Origin of the sequence: Pantoea sp. sgz302252 (assembly GCF_042610525.1) — a bacterium.
GTDB lineage: Bacteria > Pseudomonadota > Gammaproteobacteria > Enterobacterales > Enterobacteriaceae > Erwinia.
The window spans coordinates 53323-74002 of sequence record NZ_JBHDVM010000015.1; the positions used below are offsets into that span (position 1 = coordinate 53323).

18 protein-coding genes and 7 tRNA genes are annotated in these 20680 nt (G+C 55.1%); 23 read left to right on the forward strand and 2 right to left on the reverse strand.

Translation table 11 applies throughout. The features are described from left to right. Positions 1 to 236 precede the first annotated feature (236 nt). The 10 genes from asnB (at position 237) to ACETPC_RS20935 (ending at position 3757) form a co-directional block, all read left to right on the forward strand. Positions 237 to 1904, forward strand: coding sequence for an asparagine synthase B (gene asnB / locus ACETPC_RS20890; protein ID WP_380184402.1), 1668 nt, complete (start codon positions 237 to 239; stop codon positions 1902 to 1904). Positions 1905 to 2111: 207 nt separating this feature from the next. Further along, positions 2112 to 2188, forward strand: a tRNA-Met gene (locus tag ACETPC_RS20895). A gap of 11 nt (positions 2189 to 2199) precedes the next feature. Further along, positions 2200 to 2284: transfer RNA gene (locus ACETPC_RS20900), tRNA-Leu, on the forward strand. A gap of 19 nt (positions 2285 to 2303) precedes the next feature. Continuing rightward, positions 2304 to 2378, forward strand: a tRNA-Gln gene (locus ACETPC_RS20905). A gap of 34 nt (positions 2379 to 2412) precedes the next feature. Next, a tRNA-Gln gene (locus ACETPC_RS20910) sits at positions 2413 to 2487 on the forward strand. Between the two features lie 36 nt (positions 2488 to 2523). After that, positions 2524 to 2600: transfer RNA gene (locus tag ACETPC_RS20915), tRNA-Met, on the forward strand. A 7-nt stretch (positions 2601 to 2607) separates the two neighbouring features. Continuing rightward, positions 2608 to 2682, forward strand: a tRNA-Gln gene (locus ACETPC_RS20920). A 41-nt stretch (positions 2683 to 2723) separates the two neighbouring features. Further along, a tRNA-Gln gene (locus tag ACETPC_RS20925) sits at positions 2724 to 2798 on the forward strand. Between the two features lie 314 nt (positions 2799 to 3112). After that, positions 3113 to 3310 (forward strand): hypothetical protein, encoded by a 198-nt coding sequence (locus ACETPC_RS20930; RefSeq protein ID WP_380184403.1) that lies wholly within the window; start codon positions 3113 to 3115, stop codon positions 3308 to 3310. 54 nt (positions 3311 to 3364) lie between these two features. Continuing rightward, positions 3365 to 3757 carry a hypothetical protein gene (locus tag ACETPC_RS20935; protein WP_380184404.1) on the forward strand — a complete coding sequence of 131 codons (393 nt, stop codon included), beginning with the start codon at positions 3365 to 3367 and terminating at the stop codon, positions 3755 to 3757. 236 nt (positions 3758 to 3993) lie between these two features. Here ACETPC_RS20935 and ubiF read toward each other — a convergent pair whose 3' ends face one another. Further along, positions 3994 to 5172, reverse strand: a complete 1179-nt coding sequence (gene ubiF, locus ACETPC_RS20940; RefSeq protein WP_380184405.1) for a 3-demethoxyubiquinol 3-hydroxylase — start codon at positions 5170 to 5172, stop codon at positions 3994 to 3996. A gap of 176 nt (positions 5173 to 5348) precedes the next feature. Between ubiF and miaB the strand changes: the two genes are divergently transcribed. From miaB to ACETPC_RS20985, 9 genes are all read left to right on the forward strand, one after another. Further along, complete coding sequence (gene miaB, locus ACETPC_RS20945) at positions 5349 to 6773, forward strand: tRNA (N6-isopentenyl adenosine(37)-C2)-methylthiotransferase MiaB (protein ID WP_380184406.1); 1425 nt, start codon at positions 5349 to 5351, stop codon at positions 6771 to 6773. Between the two features lie 211 nt (positions 6774 to 6984). After that, entirely contained in the window at positions 6985 to 8046 is a 1062-nt protein-coding gene (locus ACETPC_RS20950; RefSeq protein ID WP_380184407.1) for a PhoH family protein, read from the forward strand. Further along, entirely contained in the window at positions 8043 to 8513 is a 471-nt protein-coding gene (gene ybeY / locus ACETPC_RS20955) for an rRNA maturation RNase YbeY (protein ID WP_380184408.1), read from the forward strand. The genes ACETPC_RS20950 and ybeY overlap by 4 nt, the downstream gene beginning before the upstream one ends. Before the next feature lie 67 nt (positions 8514 to 8580). Next, positions 8581 to 9459 (forward strand): CNNM family magnesium/cobalt transport protein CorC, encoded by an 879-nt coding sequence (corC, locus tag ACETPC_RS20960; RefSeq protein ID WP_380184409.1) that lies wholly within the window; start codon positions 8581 to 8583, stop codon positions 9457 to 9459. Positions 9460 to 9466: 7 nt separating this feature from the next. Next, positions 9467 to 10999 (forward strand): apolipoprotein N-acyltransferase, encoded by a 1533-nt coding sequence (gene lnt, locus ACETPC_RS20965; RefSeq protein WP_380184410.1) that lies wholly within the window; start codon positions 9467 to 9469, stop codon positions 10997 to 10999. 607 nt (positions 11000 to 11606) lie between these two features. Beyond that, positions 11607 to 12509 (forward strand): glutamate/aspartate ABC transporter substrate-binding protein, encoded by a 903-nt coding sequence (locus ACETPC_RS20970; protein ID WP_380184411.1) that lies wholly within the window; start codon positions 11607 to 11609, stop codon positions 12507 to 12509. A gap of 188 nt (positions 12510 to 12697) precedes the next feature. After that, positions 12698 to 13438: an amino acid ABC transporter permease gene (locus ACETPC_RS20975; protein ID WP_380184412.1), complete on the forward strand. Its 741-nt coding sequence runs from the start codon at positions 12698 to 12700 to the stop codon at positions 13436 to 13438. Then, on the forward strand, positions 13438 to 14115 hold the full coding sequence (gltK, locus tag ACETPC_RS20980) for a glutamate/aspartate ABC transporter permease GltK (protein WP_380184413.1): 678 nt from the start codon (positions 13438 to 13440) through the stop codon (positions 14113 to 14115). The genes ACETPC_RS20975 and gltK overlap by 1 nt, the downstream gene beginning before the upstream one ends. Further along, positions 14116 to 14841, forward strand: coding sequence for an amino acid ABC transporter ATP-binding protein (locus ACETPC_RS20985; protein WP_380184414.1), 726 nt, complete (start codon positions 14116 to 14118; stop codon positions 14839 to 14841). Positions 14842 to 14879: 38 nt separating this feature from the next. Here ACETPC_RS20985 and ACETPC_RS20990 read toward each other — a convergent pair whose 3' ends face one another. Then, positions 14880 to 15362: a zinc ribbon-containing protein gene (locus ACETPC_RS20990; protein WP_380184415.1), complete on the reverse strand. Its 483-nt coding sequence runs from the start codon at positions 15360 to 15362 to the stop codon at positions 14880 to 14882. 227 nt (positions 15363 to 15589) lie between these two features. On the opposite strand from ACETPC_RS20990, the gene leuS reads away from it, so the two are divergent. From leuS to nadD, 4 genes are read left to right on the forward strand one after another with little or no spacing between them, the layout of a single operon-like run. Beyond that, positions 15590 to 18172, forward strand: coding sequence for a leucine--tRNA ligase (leuS, locus tag ACETPC_RS20995; protein ID WP_380184416.1), 2583 nt, complete (start codon positions 15590 to 15592; stop codon positions 18170 to 18172). Between the two features lie 14 nt (positions 18173 to 18186). After that, on the forward strand, positions 18187 to 18780 hold the full coding sequence (gene lptE, locus ACETPC_RS21000) for an LPS assembly lipoprotein LptE (protein ID WP_380184417.1): 594 nt from the start codon (positions 18187 to 18189) through the stop codon (positions 18778 to 18780). Further along, positions 18777 to 19808, forward strand: a complete 1032-nt coding sequence (gene holA, locus ACETPC_RS21005) for a DNA polymerase III subunit delta (protein WP_380184418.1) — start codon at positions 18777 to 18779, stop codon at positions 19806 to 19808. The genes lptE and holA overlap by 4 nt, the downstream gene beginning before the upstream one ends. After that, entirely contained in the window at positions 19801 to 20466 is a 666-nt protein-coding gene (gene nadD, locus ACETPC_RS21010) for a nicotinate-nucleotide adenylyltransferase (RefSeq protein ID WP_380184419.1), read from the forward strand. The genes holA and nadD overlap by 8 nt, the downstream gene beginning before the upstream one ends. The last annotated feature ends 214 nt before the right edge of the window (positions 20467 to 20680 follow it).

Sequence of the window (20680 nt, forward strand, 5' to 3'; positions counted from 1 at the left end):
ATCACAGCTCACTTTTTATTCGCTTTTGTAGCCTTATTAAACAATCATCAAAAAAACAGCCTTAAAAATGAATAATATTCAATTTTAAGCGTTGACGAAGAGGTTATTTATCAGCGAAACACTAAAACGCTTGCATACTCTCTCAAACCAGAGCATTTTCTTATCTATCGGGCGAAGAAATCGCCGTTAAATCCTGTTTTTCACCACCGTTACGGTTCGTCGTTAGGGAGTTAGCTATGTGTTCTATTTTTGGCGTGCTGGATCTTAAAAGCGATCCTGTTGAACTGCGTAAGAAAGCCCTGGAGCTTTCCCGTCTTATGCGTCACCGCGGCCCGGACTGGTCAGGCGTTTACGCAGACGACAACGCGATTCTGGCTCATGAACGTCTTTCCATTGTGGACGTCAACAACGGCGCGCAGCCTCTCTATAACGCCGACCACACGCATGTGCTGGCGGTAAACGGTGAAATCTACAACCACCAGGCGCTGCGGGCAGAGCTGGGCGATCGCTATCAGTTCCAGACCGATTCCGATTGTGAAGTTATTCTTGCGCTTTACCAGGAAAAAGGCGTCGATTTCCTTGATGACTTACAGGGCATGTTCGCCTTTATTCTGTATGACAGCGTGAAAAAAGCCTGGCTGGTGGGTCGCGACCATATCGGTATCATCCCGCTTTATATGGGCAACGACGAGCACGGCAACCTGTTTGTCGCTTCAGAGATGAAAGCGCTGGTGCCGGTATGCAAATCCATTAAAGAATTCCCGCCGGGAAGCTATCTCTCCAGCACCGACGGCGAGATCCGCCGCTACTGGCAGCGTGACTGGTTCAGCTACGAAGCGGTCGAGCATAACAAAACTGACGCGGTGGCGCTGAAAGAAGCGCTGGAAGAGTCTGTGAAAAGCCATCTGATGTCGGACGTGCCTTACGGCGTGCTGCTTTCCGGCGGCCTGGACTCCTCGGTGATCTCCGCGATCACCAAAAAGTTCGCGGCCAAACGCATCGAAGATCAGGACAAGAGCGAAGCCTGGTGGCCACAGCTGCACTCTTTTGCGGTAGGCCTGGAAGGCTCGCCGGATCTGAAAGCGGCCCAGTCGGTCGCCGACCATCTGGGCACGGTGCACCATGAGATCCACTTTACGGTGCAGGAAGGCCTGGATGCGATCCGCGATGTGATCTATCACATTGAAACTTACGACGTGACCACCATTCGCGCCTCCACGCCAATGTATCTGATGTCCCGTAAAATCAAGGCAATGGGCATTAAGATGGTGCTTTCCGGCGAAGGCGCGGACGAAGTCTTCGGCGGCTACCTCTATTTCCATAAGGCGCCGAACGCCAAAGAATTCCATGAAGAGAACGTGCGCAAGCTGCTGGCGCTGCATATGTTCGACTGCGCCCGCGCTAACAAAGCGATGTCGGCCTGGGGCGTAGAGGCTCGCGTACCTTTCCTGGATAAAAAATTCCTGGATGTGGCGATGCGCATCAACCCGGCGGACAAAATGTGTGGCGCTAACGGCAAAATGGAAAAGCATATCCTGCGTGAATGCTTCTCTTCCTACCTGCCGGAAAGCGTGGCATGGCGCCAAAAAGAGCAGTTCTCCGACGGCGTAGGCTACAGCTGGATCGATACGCTGAAAGAAGTAGCGGCGAAGCAGGTCAGCGACCAGCAGCTGCAAACGGCGCACTTCCGTTTCCCTTACAACACGCCAACCTCTAAAGAGGGCTATCTGTATCGGGAAATTTTTGAAGAGCTGTTTCCGGTTCCCAGCGCGGCAGAATGCGTGCCGGGCGGCCCATCCGTTGCCTGTTCTTCGGCAAAAGCCATTGAATGGGATGAAGCGTTCAAAACAATGGACGATCCCTCCGGTCGCGCCGTAGGCGTTCACCAGTCCGCCTATAAATAACTGACGGCTTTTACTCGCAAAACGGGCCCTCAGCGGCCCGTAGTTGTTTAAAAAAACGCAAACCCTGACCAATTAGTCGCCATAATGGTTATAAGCCAGACAAACAGATCAATTCAGCGAAAAAACGGGAAAAAAGCAGTTGACGCTTTCAGGTCAAATTAGCATAATGCGCCCCGCAACGCCGATGAAGGTAACGCGAAAAAAGATGGCTACTTAGCTCAGCTGGTTAGAGCACAGCACTCATAATGCTGGGGTCACAGGTTCGATTCCCGTAGTAGCCACCATCTTTTTTTTAGCGGGAGTGGCGAAATTGGTAGACGCACCAGATTTAGGTTCTGGCGCCGCAAGGTGTGCGAGTTCAAGTCTCGCCTCCCGCACCATTTCAAGGTATTGCACGGATGGGGTATCGCCAAGCGGTAAGGCACCGGTTTTTGATACCGGCATTCCCTGGTTCGAATCCAGGTACCCCAGCCAGTTTTTTCTGATGGTTTGTGACTTGAACGGACATTGGGATATCGCCAAGCGGTAAGGCACCGGTTTTTGATACCGGCATTCCCTGGTTCGAATCCAGGTATCCCAGCCAGTCAGAATGTAGTATAGTTGTAACGCAGTAAAATTAGGCTACTTAGCTCAGCTGGTTAGAGCACAGCACTCATAATGCTGGGGTCACAGGTTCGATTCCCGTAGTAGCCACCAATTTTATTGGGGTGTCGCCAAGCGGTAAGGCACTGGTTTCTGATACCAGCATTCCGGGGTTCGAATCCCTGCACCCCAGCCATAAAAAAGACGACCTGTGCAAACGGGTCGCACCCAAAAAATTGGGGTGTCGCCAAGCGGTAAGGCACTGGTTTCTGATACCAGCATTCCGGGGTTCGAATCCCTGCACCCCAGCCAATAAGTAAAGAAGCCCGCGCAAGCGGGCTTTTTTACGTCTGTGCTTCTCCTCACCTCTTCCTGTCTGACGGCCGGCGTGGGAATCACACTCATTACACCTTCTTACAACATTGGCGCTTTATCGGGTAGTCGTTGGTCAGCTTCACACTTTAGCCAATGCTTTCAGCATTCGGACGGCAGGTTAATGTGTTTTCAGGTACCTGAACGGTCAAATTCTGAAGCTCTCTCGCAAATAGAGATTTTCATAGCGAGCCATCTTCTTTTTAGTACTTATGCCTGTGGTATAGTTGCCGGATAAATGAACAGGAGGCTGTATGAAAAGTACCCCAGTAAATGCCGAGAATCTCACAAGCATGTTAACCAAAGCCCGCAAAGCTGGTTCTGTGCGCATTGAAGGTGATTCTTATGAAAAGCGTCGTGCGCAGTTCATGAAAGAGATACTGGGCAAGGAAGAGTTAATCCGGGTTGAAGGAAAAAGCCGTGGCCATCAAAAGAAAGATCCCGCACGTTGAAACCAGTGCCCTTTTCAGGCAATCAGCAATGAGTATGGTTTTGACGATAAAGTTTTGCTTTCTTACTTTCAGGATATAGACGATTTACAGCGGCTATGGGAAAAAGATAGCCAGGTCTGGGTTTATTCTCAGGGCGAACGCTATCAATACGGATGGATTAAAGAATCGCACTTAAGAACCGATGGATCCATCGTTCCCTTATATATTGGTTTGCACCATACGCGGGTTATGGATGATGAGGAAGAGGTGGATCCGCTACTGGTTGTCTCTTTTGAAATGCGCGAAGGTTTAGCTGACCCGGTCCTGATAATTTTAACCATGATTGACCATGCAGATATGTTTGGCGCAAAAGGTAAAGCGAAACATAACAGAACGCAAATGAACCGTATCCATACCAAACTGGATAATCTGATACAGGGAAAATTTCCTGATGATGATTTTGCGTAACAACTCTTTGCATTGAATTTTCTATTGAAGCCTCTTCACCGCTAATTTCGCCGCTGACTTTAGTTCCGTAGTATTTCCGGAAAACACATCGCAACCACGCCGCAAAACAACTGCACACAGCATGAACCTGGCCGCTTGTTCCTCCTCTGGCCACTAAGGCCCTGGCGGGCCTCAGGCTTTTATGAAATTTTTGCCGTAATGGCCCGTGCGCTGCGCCTGAAACTATGCCTGAAAGCTTATAAGCCCAACGCGTAACGCAGCGCCTGGCGCTTCAGCACGCCCGATCTCTCCGCCGCCATCAAACCTAAGTTGCGCAGCACTTTTAACGGCGCGGCCTGAGTGCTGAAAGCAAAATAAAAAAGATCCATGCCGCTCTGCATCAGCAGGTTGTCTTTCTGTCGCGAGCGCTGATAGCGCAGCAGCACCCTTTCCGATGCCCAGTCTTCTGCCCGATCGCGCGCGGCGGCCAGCGTATCTATTAACGCGTCCACATCGCGGTAGCCCAGATTGACACCCTGCCCCGCCAGCGGGTTAATGGTGTGCGCCGCATCGCCAACCAGCGCCAGTCCCGGCAATACATAATTAGTTGCATGACGGCGCGTTAGCGGAAAAGAGCCTGCTGCTACCGGCGTCACTTTCCCCAGACGCGCCGGGAAATGAGCTTTTATCTCTTCGGAAAGCTGCGCCATGCTCATGGATTGCAGCTGGCGAATGCGCGCCGGGCTGTCATACCACACCAGCGATGCCCAGCCGTCAAACAGCGGCAGAAAGGCTCTGGGCCCCGCTGGCGTAAAATGCTGCCAGGTACAGTCGCCCGCGTCATGCTCACAGCGCGCGCTGATTAGCATGCAGGATTGCGCATAGTTCCAGCCGCGAATACCTATGCCCGCCAGCTGGCGTACCTGAGAATTAGCGCCGTCCGCGCCCACCACCAGCCTGGCGTGCAGCTGTTCTCCATCCGCCAGCGTCAGCGCCCAGCCACCGTTGCAGGCGTTAAGCGTTTGCAGCTGCGCTGGCGCCTTCAGCGCGACCTCCTGCTGCTCAAGCTGCTGCCAGATCGCTCTTTGCAGCACGCTGTTTTCCACCATATAGCCCAGCTCGGGCAACCCCAGCGAGTCGGCATCAAAGCCTACCTGCGCCGTTTGCCACTCCCAGGTTTCCAGCTTGCGGTACGGTGCGCAGCGCATCGCCTGCACGTGCGGCCAGATACCCAGCTGTTTCAGCAAATCCACCGAAGCGGCGCCCAGCGCGGAGATGCGAATATCGGGATCGCTTGCCGCATTAAATTCCTCAGGCTGCTGGCGATCCAGTACCGCGACCTTAAACCCCTGCGCCGCTAGCCCGCTGGCCAGCGCGCCGCCGACCATTCCGCCGCCAACGATAGCGACATCCCATTTTTGCATTTTTTCTGTCATGATGTTTTCCTGTCCGACGGATGAAGAGCGCGCTATATCCGTACCTGATTCAATTCAATTAGGTTAAGTGTACCGGATTTTTAGCCTGGGTTGAGAGTTCGGGTGCTGGTCACAACAGCGGCAAAGCTTTACAATACGCGCCCTGCATTCTCTCCTGCATGATAAATGGCAACCAGATGACGAAAAAACTTTATATCAAAACCTGGGGCTGTCAGATGAATGAGTATGACTCATCCAAAATGGCTGACCTGTTAAACAGCACCCACGGCTATTCCCTGACGGAAGTGGCGGAAGAAGCCGACGTTCTGCTGCTCAACACCTGTTCCATTCGTGAAAAGGCCCAGGAAAAAGTTTTCCATCAGCTTGGACGTTGGAAAACGCTGAAAGATCGCAATCCCGATGTGGTCATCGGCGTTGGCGGCTGCGTAGCCTCTCAGGAAGGCGATCATATTCGCCAGCGCGCGCATTTCGTCGATATCGTTTTCGGCCCGCAAACGCTGCACCGCCTGCCGGAGATGATCAATACCGTACGCGGCTCGAAAAGCCCGATTGTCGATATCAGCTTCCCGGAGATTGAAAAATTCGACCGCCTGCCGGAGCCGAAAGCGGACGGCCCGACGGCCTTTGTTTCCATTATGGAAGGCTGCAACAAATATTGTACTTTCTGCGTGGTGCCCTACACCCGCGGCGAAGAAGTAAGCCGTCCTTGCGACGATATCCTGTTTGAAATCGCCCAGCTGGCGGCACAGGGCGTGCGCGAGGTCAACCTGCTTGGCCAGAACGTTAACGCCTATCGCGGCGAAACCTTCGATGGCGAAATCTGCACCTTTGCCGATCTGCTGCGCCTGGTCGCGGCGATTGACGGCATTGACCGTATCCGCTTTACCACCAGCCATCCGATCGAGTTCACGGACGACATCATTGAAGTCTACCGTGATACACCGGAACTGGTGAGCTTCCTGCATCTTCCCGTGCAGAGCGGCGCCGACCGTATCCTGACGCTGATGAAGCGCGCCCATACCGCGCTGGAATATAAAGCAATTATCCGCAAGCTGCGCGCGGCGCGTCCGGATATTCAAATCAGCTCGGACTTTATCATCGGTTTCCCTGGCGAAACCCAGCAGGATTTCGAGCAAACCATGAAGCTGATCGGCGATGTTAATTTCGATACCAGCTACAGCTTTATCTACTCTGCCCGTCCGGGTACGCCAGCTGCCGATCTGCCGGATGACGTGTCGGAAGAAGAGAAAAAGCAGCGCCTGTGGATCCTGCAGGATCGCATCAACCAGCAGGCGATGGCATGGAGCCGCCGTATGCTGGGCACCGTGCAGCGTATTTTGGTAGAAGGCACCTCACGCAAGAACGTGATGGAGCTTTCAGGCCGTACGGAAAACAACCGCGTGGTCAACTTTGAGGGCACGCCAGAGATGATCGGCAAGTTTGTAGATGTAGAAATCGTCGATGTCTATACCAACTCTCTGCGCGGCAAAGTAGTCCGCACCGAAGATGAGATGGGCCTGCGCGTTATTGAATCTCCAGCCTCCGTTATTGCGCGCACGCGTAAAGAAAACGAGCTGGGCGTCGGTCTCTTCCAGCCCTGATCCCGCCGAATTTTTGCGGCGAAATTCACATCTTCGCCGCCTGAAAACGCGTACCCGGCTTGCTTTCTGCGCACTCCGCCCAAATATCATTAGCTGCGCTTGCGCATTAAGGCGCAGCAATAAATAATTCCCTGATGGTCACGCTGTTAGCGGCGTGACCAGCCTGTGCAAAGCCATCCTCAACTGGCCCTGAGCGACCCAAAGGATTAGTTTGAATATTGAAACACGCGAAATCACTTTAGACCCTGCTGATAACCATCGTTTGCTGAGCCTGTGCGGCCCGTTCGATGACAATATCAAGCAGCTGGAGCGCCGGTTGGGCATTGAGATCAATCGACGCGACAATGCCTTTAAGCTAACGGGCAAATCGCTAATCGTAGATGCGGCTATTAATATCCTGCGCGATCTCTATGTGGATACGGCACCGGTACGCGGCCATATCCCGGATATCGATCCCGAGCAGATTCATCTGGCGATCAAAGAGAGCCGGGTGCTGGAGCAATCGGCAGAAAGCGTGCCGGAATATGGCAAAGCGGTCACCATCAAGACCAAACGCGGCGTGATCAAACCGCGTACGCCGAATCAGGCGCAGTACGTTGCCAACATGCTGGATCACGATATCACCTTTGGTATCGGGCCTGCCGGTACGGGGAAAACCTATCTGGCGGTCGCGGCGGCGGTAGATGCGCTGGAGCGTCAGGAAGTGCGCCGCATCCTGCTGACGCGCCCGGCGGTAGAAGCTGGCGAAAAGCTGGGGTTTCTGCCCGGCGATTTAAGCCAGAAGGTCGACCCTTATCTGCGTCCGCTCTACGACGCCCTGTTTGAAATGCTGGGCTTCGAGCGCGTTGAAAAATTGATCGAGCGCAACGTGATAGAAGTCGCGCCGCTGGCCTATATGCGCGGCCGCACGCTGAACGACGCCTTTATCATTCTGGATGAGAGCCAGAACACCACCATCGAGCAGATGAAGATGTTTCTGACCCGCATCGGCTTTAACTCCAAAGCGGTGATCACCGGCGACGTTACCCAGATTGACCTGCCGCGCAACCTGAAATCAGGTCTGCGCCATGCGATTGAAGTCCTTGCCGAGGTAGAAGAGATCAGCTTTAACTTCTTCCACAGCGAAGATGTGGTGCGCCATCCGGTGGTAGCCCGCGTGGTGATCGCCTATGAAGCCTGGGAAGCCGCCGACCAGAAGCGCCGCGATGCGCTGGCAGAAGAACGTAAACGCGAGGCGCTGGCACTGCAGCAGGCCGCGCAGGAGCAGAAATGAGTACCGTAATACTGGATTTACAGCTGGCGTGCGAACGGCCGGAAGGCTTACCGGCCGAAGAAGATTTTCAGCACTGGCTGGAGGCGGTACTGCCGCAGTTTCAGGCGGAGAGCGAAGTCACTATCCGCCTGGTGGACGAAGCGGAAAGCCGCGAACTGAATCATACCTATCGCAGCAAGGACAAGCCCACCAACGTGCTGTCGTTTCCTTTCGAAGCGCCGCCGGGCATTGAGCTGCCGCTGCTGGGCGACCTGATTATCTGCCGCCAGGTCGTGGAGCAGGAAGCCGCCGAGCAGGAGAAACCGCTGCTGGCGCACTGGGCGCATATGGTGGTGCACGGCAGCCTGCATCTGCTGGGCTACGATCATATAGAAGATGACGAAGCCGAAGAGATGGAAGGGATCGAGACCGAGATAATGCTTGCTCTTGGCTATGCCGACCCGTACATTTCGGAGAAAGATTTTTAAACCGCGTCCCTTCCTTGCGGGAAGGGACATCCCTAATCTCAATAAGAGTGACAGAAACAAAAACGCCATGAGCGATGACCATTCACAGAACAACGACAGTCCCAGTAGCAAAAAGGGATTTTTCACCCTTATCCTCAACCAGCTGTTTCACGGTGAGCCTAAAAACCGCGACGATCTGCTGGAGCTAATCCGCGATTCCGAGCAGAACGAGCTGATAGACCAGGATACCCGCGATATGCTCGAAGGGGTCATGGATATCGCCGAGCAGCGCGTGCGCGATATTATGATCCCGCGCTCGCAGATGGTGACGCTAAAACGTAACCAGTCGCTCGATGAGTGTCTGGATACGATTATCGAATCCGCTCACTCCCGCTTCCCGGTAATTAGCGAAGATAAGGATCATGTCGAAGGCATTCTGATGGCGAAAGATCTGCTGCCCTTTATGAGCAGTGAATCCGAACCCTTTAGCATTGAAAAAGTGCTGCGTCCGGCGGTAGTGGTGCCGGAAAGCAAGCGCGTCGACCGCATGCTGAAAGAGTTTCGCTCCCAGCGCTACCATATGGCGATCGTCATTGATGAGTTTGGCGGCGTCTCTGGCCTGGTCACCATTGAAGATATTCTGGAGCTGATCGTCGGCGAAATCGAAGACGAGTACGACGACGAGGAAGATCGCGATATCCGCCAGCTAAGCCGCCACACCTATACTATCCGCGCCCTGACGCCGATTGAAGACTTCAACGAGGTCTTTGAAACGCACTTCAGCGACGAAGAGGTGGATACTATTGGCGGTCTGGTGATGCAGGCGTTTGGTCACCTGCCGGCGCGCGGCGAAAGCATCGAGATCGAGGGCTATCAGTTCAAGGTCGCGATGGCCGACAGCCGCCGTATTATTCAGGTTCACGTCAGAATCCCGGAAAACGCGACGCAACCGATACTGGAAGAATAATTCCCCTATGGCTATTGCCTCTTTATACCAGCGCCAGCGGGTTCGCCTGCTGTTGGCGCTGCTGACGGGTGCCGCCGGCACCCTGGCTTTTTCACCTTACGATTTCTGGCCTGCCGCGCTGGTTTCCCTAAGCGGCCTGCTGGCGCTGGCGCTGAACCGCTCGACCCGCCAGGCGACCGCCATTGGTTTCGCCTGGGGCTTTGGCCTGTTTGGCAGCGGCGTAAATTGGGTCTATGTCAGCATCGCCACTTTTGGCGGTATGCCTGGTCCGGTTAATGTGTTTTTGGTGGTGTTGCTGGCGGCTTATCTTGCGCTCTACCCCATGCTGTTCGCCGCGCTGCTGAACCGGCTATTTCCCAAAACCACGCTGGTCAGGCTGGCGCTGGCCGCGCCCGCGCTGTGGCAGATCACCGAGTTTCTGCGCGGCTGGATCCTCACCGGCTTCCCGTGGCTACAGTTTGGCTACAGCCAGATCGACGGGCCGCTGAAAGGTTTGGGGCCATTGACCGGTGTCGAAGGCATTACTTTCGTTCTGAGCATCGTCGCCGGACTGGCGGTTTATGCCGTAGCGAAACGCCGCTGGCTGGCTGGCGTTGTCGCGCTGGCGCTGCTGCTGCTGCCATGGCCGCTGCGCATGCTCGGCTGGTATCAGCCGCAGCCTGGCCGTACGGTAAAAGTGGCGCTGGTGCAGGGCGATATTCCGCAGTCGCTGAAATGGGATCCCAATCAGCTGATCAATACGCTGAGAACCTATACTTCGCTGACAAGGCCTTACGTCAACAACACGCCGCTGATTATCTGGCCGGAGTCGGCTATTCCCGATCTGGAAACCAACCAGCAGCCTTTCCTGCAGAGCGTAGACAGCGAGCTGCGTTCGCAGGGCAGCAGCCTGATTACCGGCATTGTTGATTCACGGCTGGAGAATAATCGTTATCACGATTACAACTCAATTATCGTGCTCGGCAATAAAGAGCCTTACAGCTACGAAAACGGCAGCCGTTACCAGAAAAACCATCTGGTACCTTTCGGCGAGTTTGTGCCGCTGGAAGCGCTGCTGCGCCCGCTGGCGCCCTTCTTCGATCTGCCAATGTCCTCTTTCAGCCGTGGCGATTATGTGCAGCCGCAATTGCAGGCTGGCGGCTACAAGCTAACGGCGGCGATCTGCTATGAAATCGTGCTGGGCCAGCAGCTGCGGGACAATTTCCGGCCAGATACCGATTTTCTGCTGACCATTTCTAACGATGCCTGGTTCGGTCACTCTATCGGCCCGTGGCAGCACTTCCAGATGGCCCGTATGCGCGCGCTGGAGCTGGGACGCCCGCTGCTGCGCGACACCAACAACGGCGTTACCGCAGTGATAGATGCAGATGGCAATGCAGAAGAGATGATCCCGCAGTTTATTCCGAGCGTGCTGGCGGCGGACGTTACGCCAACGCGAGGCCTGACGCCTTACGCGCGTTTCGGCAACTGGACAGTCTGGCTGGTCACGGCGCTGTTTGCCGCCGCCGCGCTGGCCCTTAACTGGCGCAAGCGGCGCTAAGCAGAAGCGCCGTTATCGGCGCTTCTGACTGCTGACAAACCTAAAACGTTTCTGGGCTTTGGCTTTTTTACCGCAACACAGCAGCTTGATAGCGGCAGAGGCTGAGCGGCCAGGTGGGCGCATGGACGCGCCAACCGAGCCTACATGGAAGTATTTACGGCGTGTCCGTGTTCCGATCTGCCTCTGCTGCTCGGCCCCTGGTTTAAACGCGACCTGGGGTTTGTCATCAACCTCAGGCGCCGTTATCGGCGCTTTCTTTTTACTGAACTTTTCCTGCCGTAAATCCACTCACCTTTCAGCCAGCGCACAATCCTGGCATGGCGCTTGCAAAATATCTTTCTGACTACGCTGAACCGCCAGCGCGAAGAGTCCGCCTGAACAAATGCGCACTATAAAAGATCGCCTTCTGCACCGTTAACAGACAACGCCGCTGGCAATGCATTATTTTGGTGCGGCACGCTTCGCAAAATAGAAACTTTATTGTTTCACACCGTTAACATTCGGCTATGTTAAGGCTGTCCGGCGCTGAAAACACAATAAAAGCGGCTACGAACACACCATCATAAACGGCGCACTATTATGGCGCTTTACCACGAAGGAGTTGGAGATGAAATTTCGGAAATCTGGGCTGTGCCTGCTGGCGCTGGCTGGCCTGTCCTCCGCTATGGTTTACGCAGATGACGCACCGCAAAATACCCTGGATAAAATTGCCAAAAACGGCGTAATCGTCGTCGGGCACCGCGAATCCTCCGTTCCTTTCTCTTATTACGACAATCAGCAGAAAGTGGTCGGCTATTCGCAGGACTATTCCAATGCCATAGTGGCGGCGATTAAAGCCAAACTCAACAAGCCCGATTTGCAGGTAAAAATGCTGCCGATCACCTCGCAAAACCGTATCCCGCTGTTGCAGAACGGCACTTATGATTTTGAGTGCGGCTCGACGACCAATAACGCCGAGCGCCAGCAGCAGGCTGCTTTCTCCAATACCGTCTTCGTCATCGGCACACGCCTGCTGGTGAAGAAAGGCAGCCCGATTAAAGACTTCCCGGATTTAAAAGGCAAAACCGTTGTGGTGACCTCCGGCACAACCTCGGAAATTCTGCTGCACAAGCTTAACGACGAGAAAAAAATGGAGATGCGGATCATCAGCGCCAAAGATCATGGCGACTCCTTCCGTACGCTGGAAAGCGGCCGCGCCGTGGCCTTTATGATGGACGATGCGCTGCTGGCGGGCGAACGCGCCAAGGCGAAAAAACCGGATAACTGGGAAATTGTAGGCACGCCGCAGTCGAAAGAAGCCTACGGCTGCATGCTGCGTAAAGGCGATACCAGCTTTAAGCAACTGATGGATGAAACTATCGCCAAAGCGCAAACCTCGGGCGAAGCGACCAAATGGTTTGATAAATGGTTTACCCAGCCGATTCCGCCTAAAAACCTGAATATGAACTTTGCGCTCTCTGACGATATGAAAGCCACCTTTAAAACGCCAAATGATAAAGCGCTGAACTAATAACAAGAATAAGGGCGGCCTGCCGCCTTTGATTGTTGAACATGGGCAAGGACAGACAGCGGCCTGAAAGCGCCATGCGACGACGTGGCGCCCAGGCTGACGTTTGCGGCGGTCGTTCCCCGCGGTAAACACGCCTTTCACCAATCTTCAGGGTAGCCCCGCTACCCTTTTTTCTCCCGGAGTAACTTATGTCAATTGATTGGAACTGGGGCATCTTTCTACAGCAGGCTCCGTTCGGCAACACCACCTATCTGGGATGGCTGTGGTCAGGCTTTCAGGTCACTATCGCCGTTTCCGTCTGCGCCTGGATTATCGCTTTCCTTGTGGGATCGCTGTTCGGCATTCTGCGCACCGTGCCCAATCGCGGGCTTTCCGCTATCGGCACCTGCTACGTTGAGCTGTTCCGCAACGTGCCGCTAATCGTGCAGTTTTTTATCTGGTATCTGGTGGTGCCGGAGCTACTGCCGGAAAGCATCGGCATGTGGTTCAAATCAGAGCTGGATCCCAATATTCAGTTCTTTACCTGCTCGGTGCTCTGCCTTGGTCTGTTTACCGCCGCACGCGTCTGTGAACAGGTACGCGCCGCCATTCAGTCGCTGCCGCGCGGGCAGAAAAACGCTGGTCTGGCCATGGGTCTGACGCTGCCGCAAACCTATCGCTACGTGCTGTTGCCTAACGCTTATCGGGTAATAGTGCCGCCGATGACCTCGGAAATGCTGAACCTGGTGAAAAACTCCGCCATCGCTTCCACCATCGGGCTGGTCGATATGGCGGCGCAGGCAGGCAAACTGCTCGACTATTCGGCCCACGCCTATGAATCTTTTACCGCTATCACCCTGGCCTATATCGCCATTAACGTCGTGGTCATGCTGCTGATGAGCCTGGTCGAACGCAAAGTGCGCCTGCCTGGCGGCATGGGAGGCAAATAATGTACGAATTTGACTGGAGCACTATTGTTCCCAACCTGCCCTATTTGATCAGCGGCATGATCATCACGCTGAAGATCACCGCCGTCGCCGTAGTGTTCGGCATTCTCTGGGGCACGCTGCTGGCCGTAATGCGGCTATCGAGCTTTAAGCCCGTTAGCTGGTTCGCCAAACTTTACGTTAACCTGTTTCGCTCCGTGCCGCTGGTTATGGTGCTGCTCTGGTTCTATCTGGTGGTGCCCAGCTTTTTGCAGCAGGTGCTGGGCATTTCGCCTAAAACCGATATTCGCCTGATCTCTGCGATGGTGGCTTTTGCGCTGTTCGAGGCCGCCTACTACTCGGAAATCATTCGCGCGGGCATTATCAGCATCGCCCGCGGCCAGGGCAGTGCCGCACTGGCGCTGGGCATGACGCAATGGCAGGCGATGCAGCTGGTTATCCTGCCGCAGGCGTTTCGTGCCATGGTGCCGCTGCTGCTTACCCAGGGCATAGTGCTGTTTCAGGACACCTCGCTGGTTTACGTGCTCAGCCTTGCCGACTTCTTCCGCACCGCCGATACCATCGGCATCAACAACGGTACCGAGATCGAAATGGTACTGTTCGCTGGCGCGGTTTACTTTGTTATCAGCCTTAGCGCTTCGCTTCTGGTCAGCTATCTGAAGAAAAAAAGGACAGTTTAAATGATTACCCTGAAAAACGTTTCTAAGTGGTATGGTCACTTTCAGGTGCTGACCGACTGCTCTACCGAGGTCAAAAAAGGTGAAGTCGTGGTGGTTTGCGGCCCTTCCGGTTCCGGCAAGTCAACGCTGATCAAAACCGTCAACGGTCTGGAGCCGATTCAGCAAGGCGCCATTCTGGTCAACGGCACGGCGGTTAACGAGAAGAAAACCAACCTGGCGCAGCTGCGCTCGAAGGTCGGCATGGTTTTCCAGCATTTCGAACTCTTCCCGCATCTGACTATTGTGGAGAACCTGACGCTGGCGCAGGTAAAAGTGCTGAAGCGTAATAAAGAGGAAGCGCGCCAGAAGGGGTTGAAGCTGCTGGAGCGTGTAGGGCTTGGCGCGCACGCCAACAAACATCCCGGTCAGCTTTCCGGCGGCCAGCAGCAGCGTGTGGCTATCGCGCGCGCGCTCTGCATGGATCCTATCGCTATGCTGTTTGACGAACCGACTTCCGCACTCGATCCAGAGATGATTAACGAGGTGCTGGACGTTATGGTGGAACTGGCGAACGAAGGCATGACCATGATGGTGGTTACGCACGAGATGGGCTTCGCCCGTAAGGTGGCTAACCGCGTAATCTTTATGAATGAAGGCAAAATCATTGAGGACTCGCAGAAAGACGATTTCTTTAATAATCCGCAGTCCGACCGCGCGAAAGACTTCCTGGCGAAAATCCTGCACTAGGCAATTTTTACGGGCGGCAGCGATGCCGCCCGTGCTTCTTAAGGTTCGAAAGCCTGGCGCTGAAACTGATCGTTGCCGCATTCCGGGCAGCGAGTCAGCGTTTCCGGCGTATAGATAGCCCGCGTAAACTGGCATTTTTCACAAACCAGATTGCCCAACCCGACCACCTCGCCGCTTTGATAAACGCCATGATGGTTTAGATCCTGAAAAACCTCGCGCCACTCCAGCTGGCTTTTATCGGTGATATCCGCCAGCTCCTTCCAGACGCTTTCGCGGATTACCCGCATAAACACGCTGTCGCCGGAATCCGCCTGATTCTCCGTATAGCTGCGGGCGAACTCCTCTAAATCACGGCGCACGGCGCGGGTGACGTCATCTATCTGGCTGCGGGTCAGCTCGCCGCGGTTATTCATCCGCTGCCGGGCGCTTTCCACCAAAGCATCAATATCATGCTCGCCCCTATTAATTCTCTCGGTCAGAGAGGAAACCAGTTCACGGTAGTACTGAGCAACCTTGTTCATTTTATCTCCTGAGCGTGCCGACATATGCTTTATTCAGTTTAGCGCTAATCGCATTATTGCAGCGGGACAGGGATAAAATTTGCCTGTCGTCTTCCAGCTTGCAGAGAAATGCCCGCTGTCAGGGCGGTTACTGTTGTTGCGCCGGGGGCGAATCGGCTATGCTATGCGGATCTGAACGTACAAAAAGCCGGACCGCCCGGCGCATTGAAAAAGGACCACTGGCCGCCATGCAAGAGCAATATCGCCCGGAAGAGATAGAATCCCGTGTTCAGCAGCACTGGGACGACAAGCAAACCTTTAAAGTCACTGAAGACGAAGGCAAAGAGAAATATTACTGCCTCTCTATGCTGCCCTATCCTTCCGGCCGTCTTCATATGGGCCACGTGCGTAACTACACAATCGGCGACGTTATCTCCCGCTATCAGCGCATGCTGGGCAAAAACGTGCTGCAGCCTATCGGCTGGGATGCGTTTGGTCTGCCGGCAGAAGGCGCCGCGGTAAAAAACAACACTGCGCCCGCGCCCTGGACCTACGACAATATCGACTACATGAAGAACCAGCTGAAACTGCTGGGCTTTGGCTACGACTGGAGCCGCGAACTGGCGACCTGCCAGCCGGAATACTATCGCTGGGAGCAGTGGTTCTTTACCAAACTCTACGAAAAAGGCCTGGTCTATAAGAAGACCTCCGCCGTTAACTGGTGCCCGAACGATCAGACGGTGCTGGCTAACGAGCAGGTTATCGACGGCTGCTGCTGGCGCTGCGACAGCAAGGTCGAGCGTAAAGAGATCCCGCAGTGGTTTATTAAAATCACCGCCTATGCCGATGAACTGCTGAACGACCTGGATACGCTGGAGAGCTGGCCTGAGCAGGTCAAAACCATGCAGCGCAACTGGATCGGCCGCTCCGAAGGCGTGGAAATCACCTTCGACGTAGCGGAAAGCGAAGAGAAGCTGACCGTTTATACCACCCGCCCGGATACCTTTATGGGCGCGACCTATGCTGCGGTTGCTGCTGGCCATCCGCTGGCTATCCAGGCCGCCATGAACAATCCTGTGCTGGCAGATTTTCTTGCCGAATGCCGCAACACCAAAGTCGCCGAAGCAGACATGGCGACAATGGAGAAAAAAGGCATGGCCACTGGCCTGTTCGCCATCCACCCACTGACCGGCGAAAAAATACCGGTATGGGTCGCTAACTTCGTGCTGATGGAATACGGCACCGGCGCGGTAATGGCTGTTCCGGGCCACGACCAGCGCGACTGGGAGTTCGCCACCAAATACGATCTGCCGATCAAGCCAGTGATCCTGAACGCTGACGGCAGCGAACCAGACCTGAGCGCAGCGGCAATGACCGAGAAAGGCACGCTGTTTAACTCCGGCGAGTTCGATGGGCTTTCGCACGAAGAAGGCTTTAACGCTATCGCCAACAAGCTGGCGGAAAAAGGCGTTGGCGAGCGCAAGGTCAACTATCGCCTGCGCGACTGGGGCGTTTCGCGCCAGCGCTACTGGGGCGCGCCTATCCCGATGGTAACGCTGGAAGACGGCACGGTCATGCCAACGCCGGAAGATCAGCTGCCGGTGATCCTGCCGGAAGATGTCACCATGGACGGCATCACCAGCCCGATTAAAGCCGACCCGGAATGGGCGAAAACCACCGTTAACGGTCAGCCAGCGCTGCGCGAAACCGACACCTTCGATACCTTTATGGAATCCTCCTGGTATTACGCGCGCTATACCTGCCCGGATTTCGATAAAGGCATGCTGGATCCGGCTGCGGCCAACTACTGGCTGCCGGTCGATCAATATGTTGGCGGCATCGAGCACGCAATTATGCACCTGCTCTACTTCCGCTTCTTCCACAAGCTGCTGCGCGACGCGGGTCTGGTAACCTCAAACGAGCCGGCCAAACGCCTGCTGTGCCAGGGCATGGTGCTGGCGGATGCCTTCTACTGGCTGGGCGCCAACGGCGAGCGTAACTGGGTATCGCCGGTTGACGTCACCGTAGAGCGCGACGAAAAAGGCCGCATCACTAAGGCTACCGACGCACTCGGCCACGAGCTGGTTTACGCGGGCATGAGCAAAATGTCCAAGTCGAAAAACAACGGCATCGATCCGCAGGTGATGGTAGAACGTTACGGCGCGGATACCGTGCGCCTGTTTATGATGTTCGCTTCCCCGGCAGAAATGACGCTGGAGTGGCAGGAGTCGGGTGTGGAAGGCGCTAACCGCTTCCTGAAGCGCGTCTGGAAGCTGGTTTATGAGCATACGGCAAAAGGCCCGGCGGGCGCGCTCGATCTGGACAGCCTTAACGAAGATCAGAAAGCGCTGCGTCGCGATCTGCATAAAACCATCTCCAAAGTATCGGACGATATCGGCCGTCGCCAAACCTTCAACACCGCTATCGCGGCAATTATGGAGCTGATGAACAAGCTGGCGCGCGCGCCGCAGGAAAGCGAACAGGATCGCGCGCTGATGAACGAAGCGCTGATGGCTGTAGTGCGCATGCTCTATCCATTTACGCCACACGCCTGCTTCACGCTCTGGGAAGCGCTGGGCGGCGAAGGCGAGGTAGACAACGCGCCGTGGCCGCAGGCTGAAGAAGCGGCAATGGTCGAAGAGTCGGCGCTGGTTGTGGTGCAGATCAATGGCAAGGTTCGCGGTAAAATCACCGTACCAGCGGATGCAACCCAGGAGCAGGTCAAGGCGCGCGCCGCGCAGGAACACCTTGTGGCGAAGTACCTTGATGGCGTAACCATCCGTAAAGAGATCTACATTCAGGGCAAGCTGCTTAACCTGGTCGTGGGTTAAGGTCAGGAGGAAGAGTGCGACAGATTATCTCTTTGTTTATCGCCGGGCTGGTACTGCTTACCGCCGGCTGCGGCTATCACCTGCGCGGAACCACTTCGGTTCCGCCCGAGCTGAAAACCATGATTGTGGATTCGGGCGACCCTTACGGGCCGCTGGCGCGCGCCGTGCGCGAGCAGCTACGCCTGAATAACGTCACTATTCTGGAAAAACCGGGCCTGCGCAAAGACGTGCCGTCGCTGCGTATAGGTACGGAAAGCCAGGGTCGCGATACCGCATCGATTTTCCAGGACGGTAAAACCGCAGAGTACTCGCTGGTGATGACCGTAAACGCGCAGGTATTGATCCCTAACAAGGGCATCTATCCGATCAGCGCCACGGTTTATCGCTCCTTCTTCGATAACCCGCTGGCGGCGCTGGCGAAGGATTCGGAGCAGGACATCATCTACAGTGAAATGCGCGTGCAGGCTGCCCAGCAGCTGGTGCGTAAGCTGCTGACAGTGCATGCGGCGGAAAACGACAGTTCGGTGAATACGCTGGGGGATACGCCTCCGGCTATCGATCAGACGTCGCCGCGTACCGCTTTGCCTGAGACCTCTTACGCCAGATGATCAGGATCTATCCTGAACAGCTTGGCGCGCAGCTCCGCGAGGGGCTGCGCGCCTGCTACATTCTGAGCGGTAATGAGCCGCTGCTGCTGCAGGAGTCGCAGGATACCGTGCGCGCCAGCGCGCAGCAGCAAGGCTTTACCGAACATATCAGCGTCGTGGTCGATCAGCAAACAGACTGGGATGCCATCTATTCCGCCTGTCAGGCGCTCAGCCTGTTCGCCAGCCGCCAGACGCTGCTGCTGTCACTGCCGGAAAACGGCCCGAACGCCGCCATAGCGGAAAAGCTGCTGACGCTCTCCACGCTGCTGCACGAGGATATTCTGCTGCTACTGCGCGCGCCGAAATTAACCAAAGCGCAGGAAAACAGCGCCTGGTTTAAGGCGTTCAGCGCTAACGCGGTTATCGTACCCTGCCAGGCGCCGGAACAGGCTCAGCTGCCCCGCTGGGTCAATGCCCGCGCCAAAAGCATGGGGCTGAAGCCGGATGAAGCGGCGGTACAGCTGCTTTGCTACTGCTACGAGGGTAACCTGCTGGCGCTGTCGCAGGCGCTGGCTCGTTTGTCGCTGATCTGGCCAGATGGCAAGCTAACGCTGCCGAGGGTTGAACAGGCAGTCAACGATGCCGCCCACTTTACGCCTTTTCACTGGGTAGATGCGCTGCTGGCTGGCAAAAGCAAGCGGGCACAGCATATTCTGCGCCAGCTAAAAGCGGAGGAGAGCGAGCCGGTTATCCTGCTGCGAACTGTGCAAAGAGAGCTGCTGACACTGCTTAAACTGCAGCGCCAGATGCAGCAGACGCCGCTGCGCACGCTGTTCGATCAGCAGCGTATCTGGCAAAACCGTCGCCCGCTCTATACAGAAGCGCTGCAAAGGCTGGGAGCGAAACAGCTGGCGCAGGCGGTGAGCCTGCTGACCCGTATTGAGCTGACGCTTAAGCAGGATTACGGCCAGGCAGTGTGGAGCGAGCTGGAAACGCTGTCGCTGCTGGTCTGCTCCGGCTCTTTTCCTGAGGCCTTTTGCGATGTCTGAACAAGTAAAGCTTCAGGCACTGTTCGGCGGCACCTTCGATCCTGTGCATTACGGCCATCTTCGTCCGGCAGAGGCGCTGGCCGCCCATCTTGGCCTGCAAAAAATCACGCTGCTGCCTAATAACGTGCCGCCGCATCGTCCCCAGCCGGAAGCCTCGCCTGCCGAGCGCGTAAAAATGCTTGCGCTGGCAATAGCCGGTAATCCGCTTTTTGATATCGACCAGCGGGAATTAAGGCGTCAGACCCCTTCATGGACAATTGACACCCTGATTGAACTCCGCAAAGAGCGCGGCGCAAAGCAGCCGCTGGGTTTTATTATTGGCCAGGACTCACTGCTGACGCTGCACAAATGGCATCGCTGGCAGGAGCTGCTGGATTATTGCCATCTGCTGGTTTGTAAACGCCCCGGCTACGCTGAACAGATGGAAACGCCGGAACAGCAAAGCTGGCTGGATAGACATCAAACAAAAGTGATTTCTCATCTGCATCAGCAGCCTGCCGGACTGGTTTATCTTGCCGATACCCTACTGCTGCCTGTCTCCGCTACAGCTATTCGTGAACGCCGCCACGCCGGGCTTTCCTGTGAAGGAATGCTGCCGGATGAAGTTATTAAGTGGATGGATAAGCAACAGCTTTATCCCGCCAAAAATAGTCATTAATAATATCTGGCATGATTTTTTATTTATAATTCCACGCAGCAATGCTTAAGTTAATTATTAGCTTAATTCATTATTATTGATTTGCGCTTTACCTGCCACAGCTTAAAAATCCGCCCGGGAATCCACGGTTGGCGGCCCTTTTTTATGCTTCCTGCCGTGGAGAATAAAACCTCTCTACCGGGAACAATAAAATGAAAAAAGAAACGAAAATACT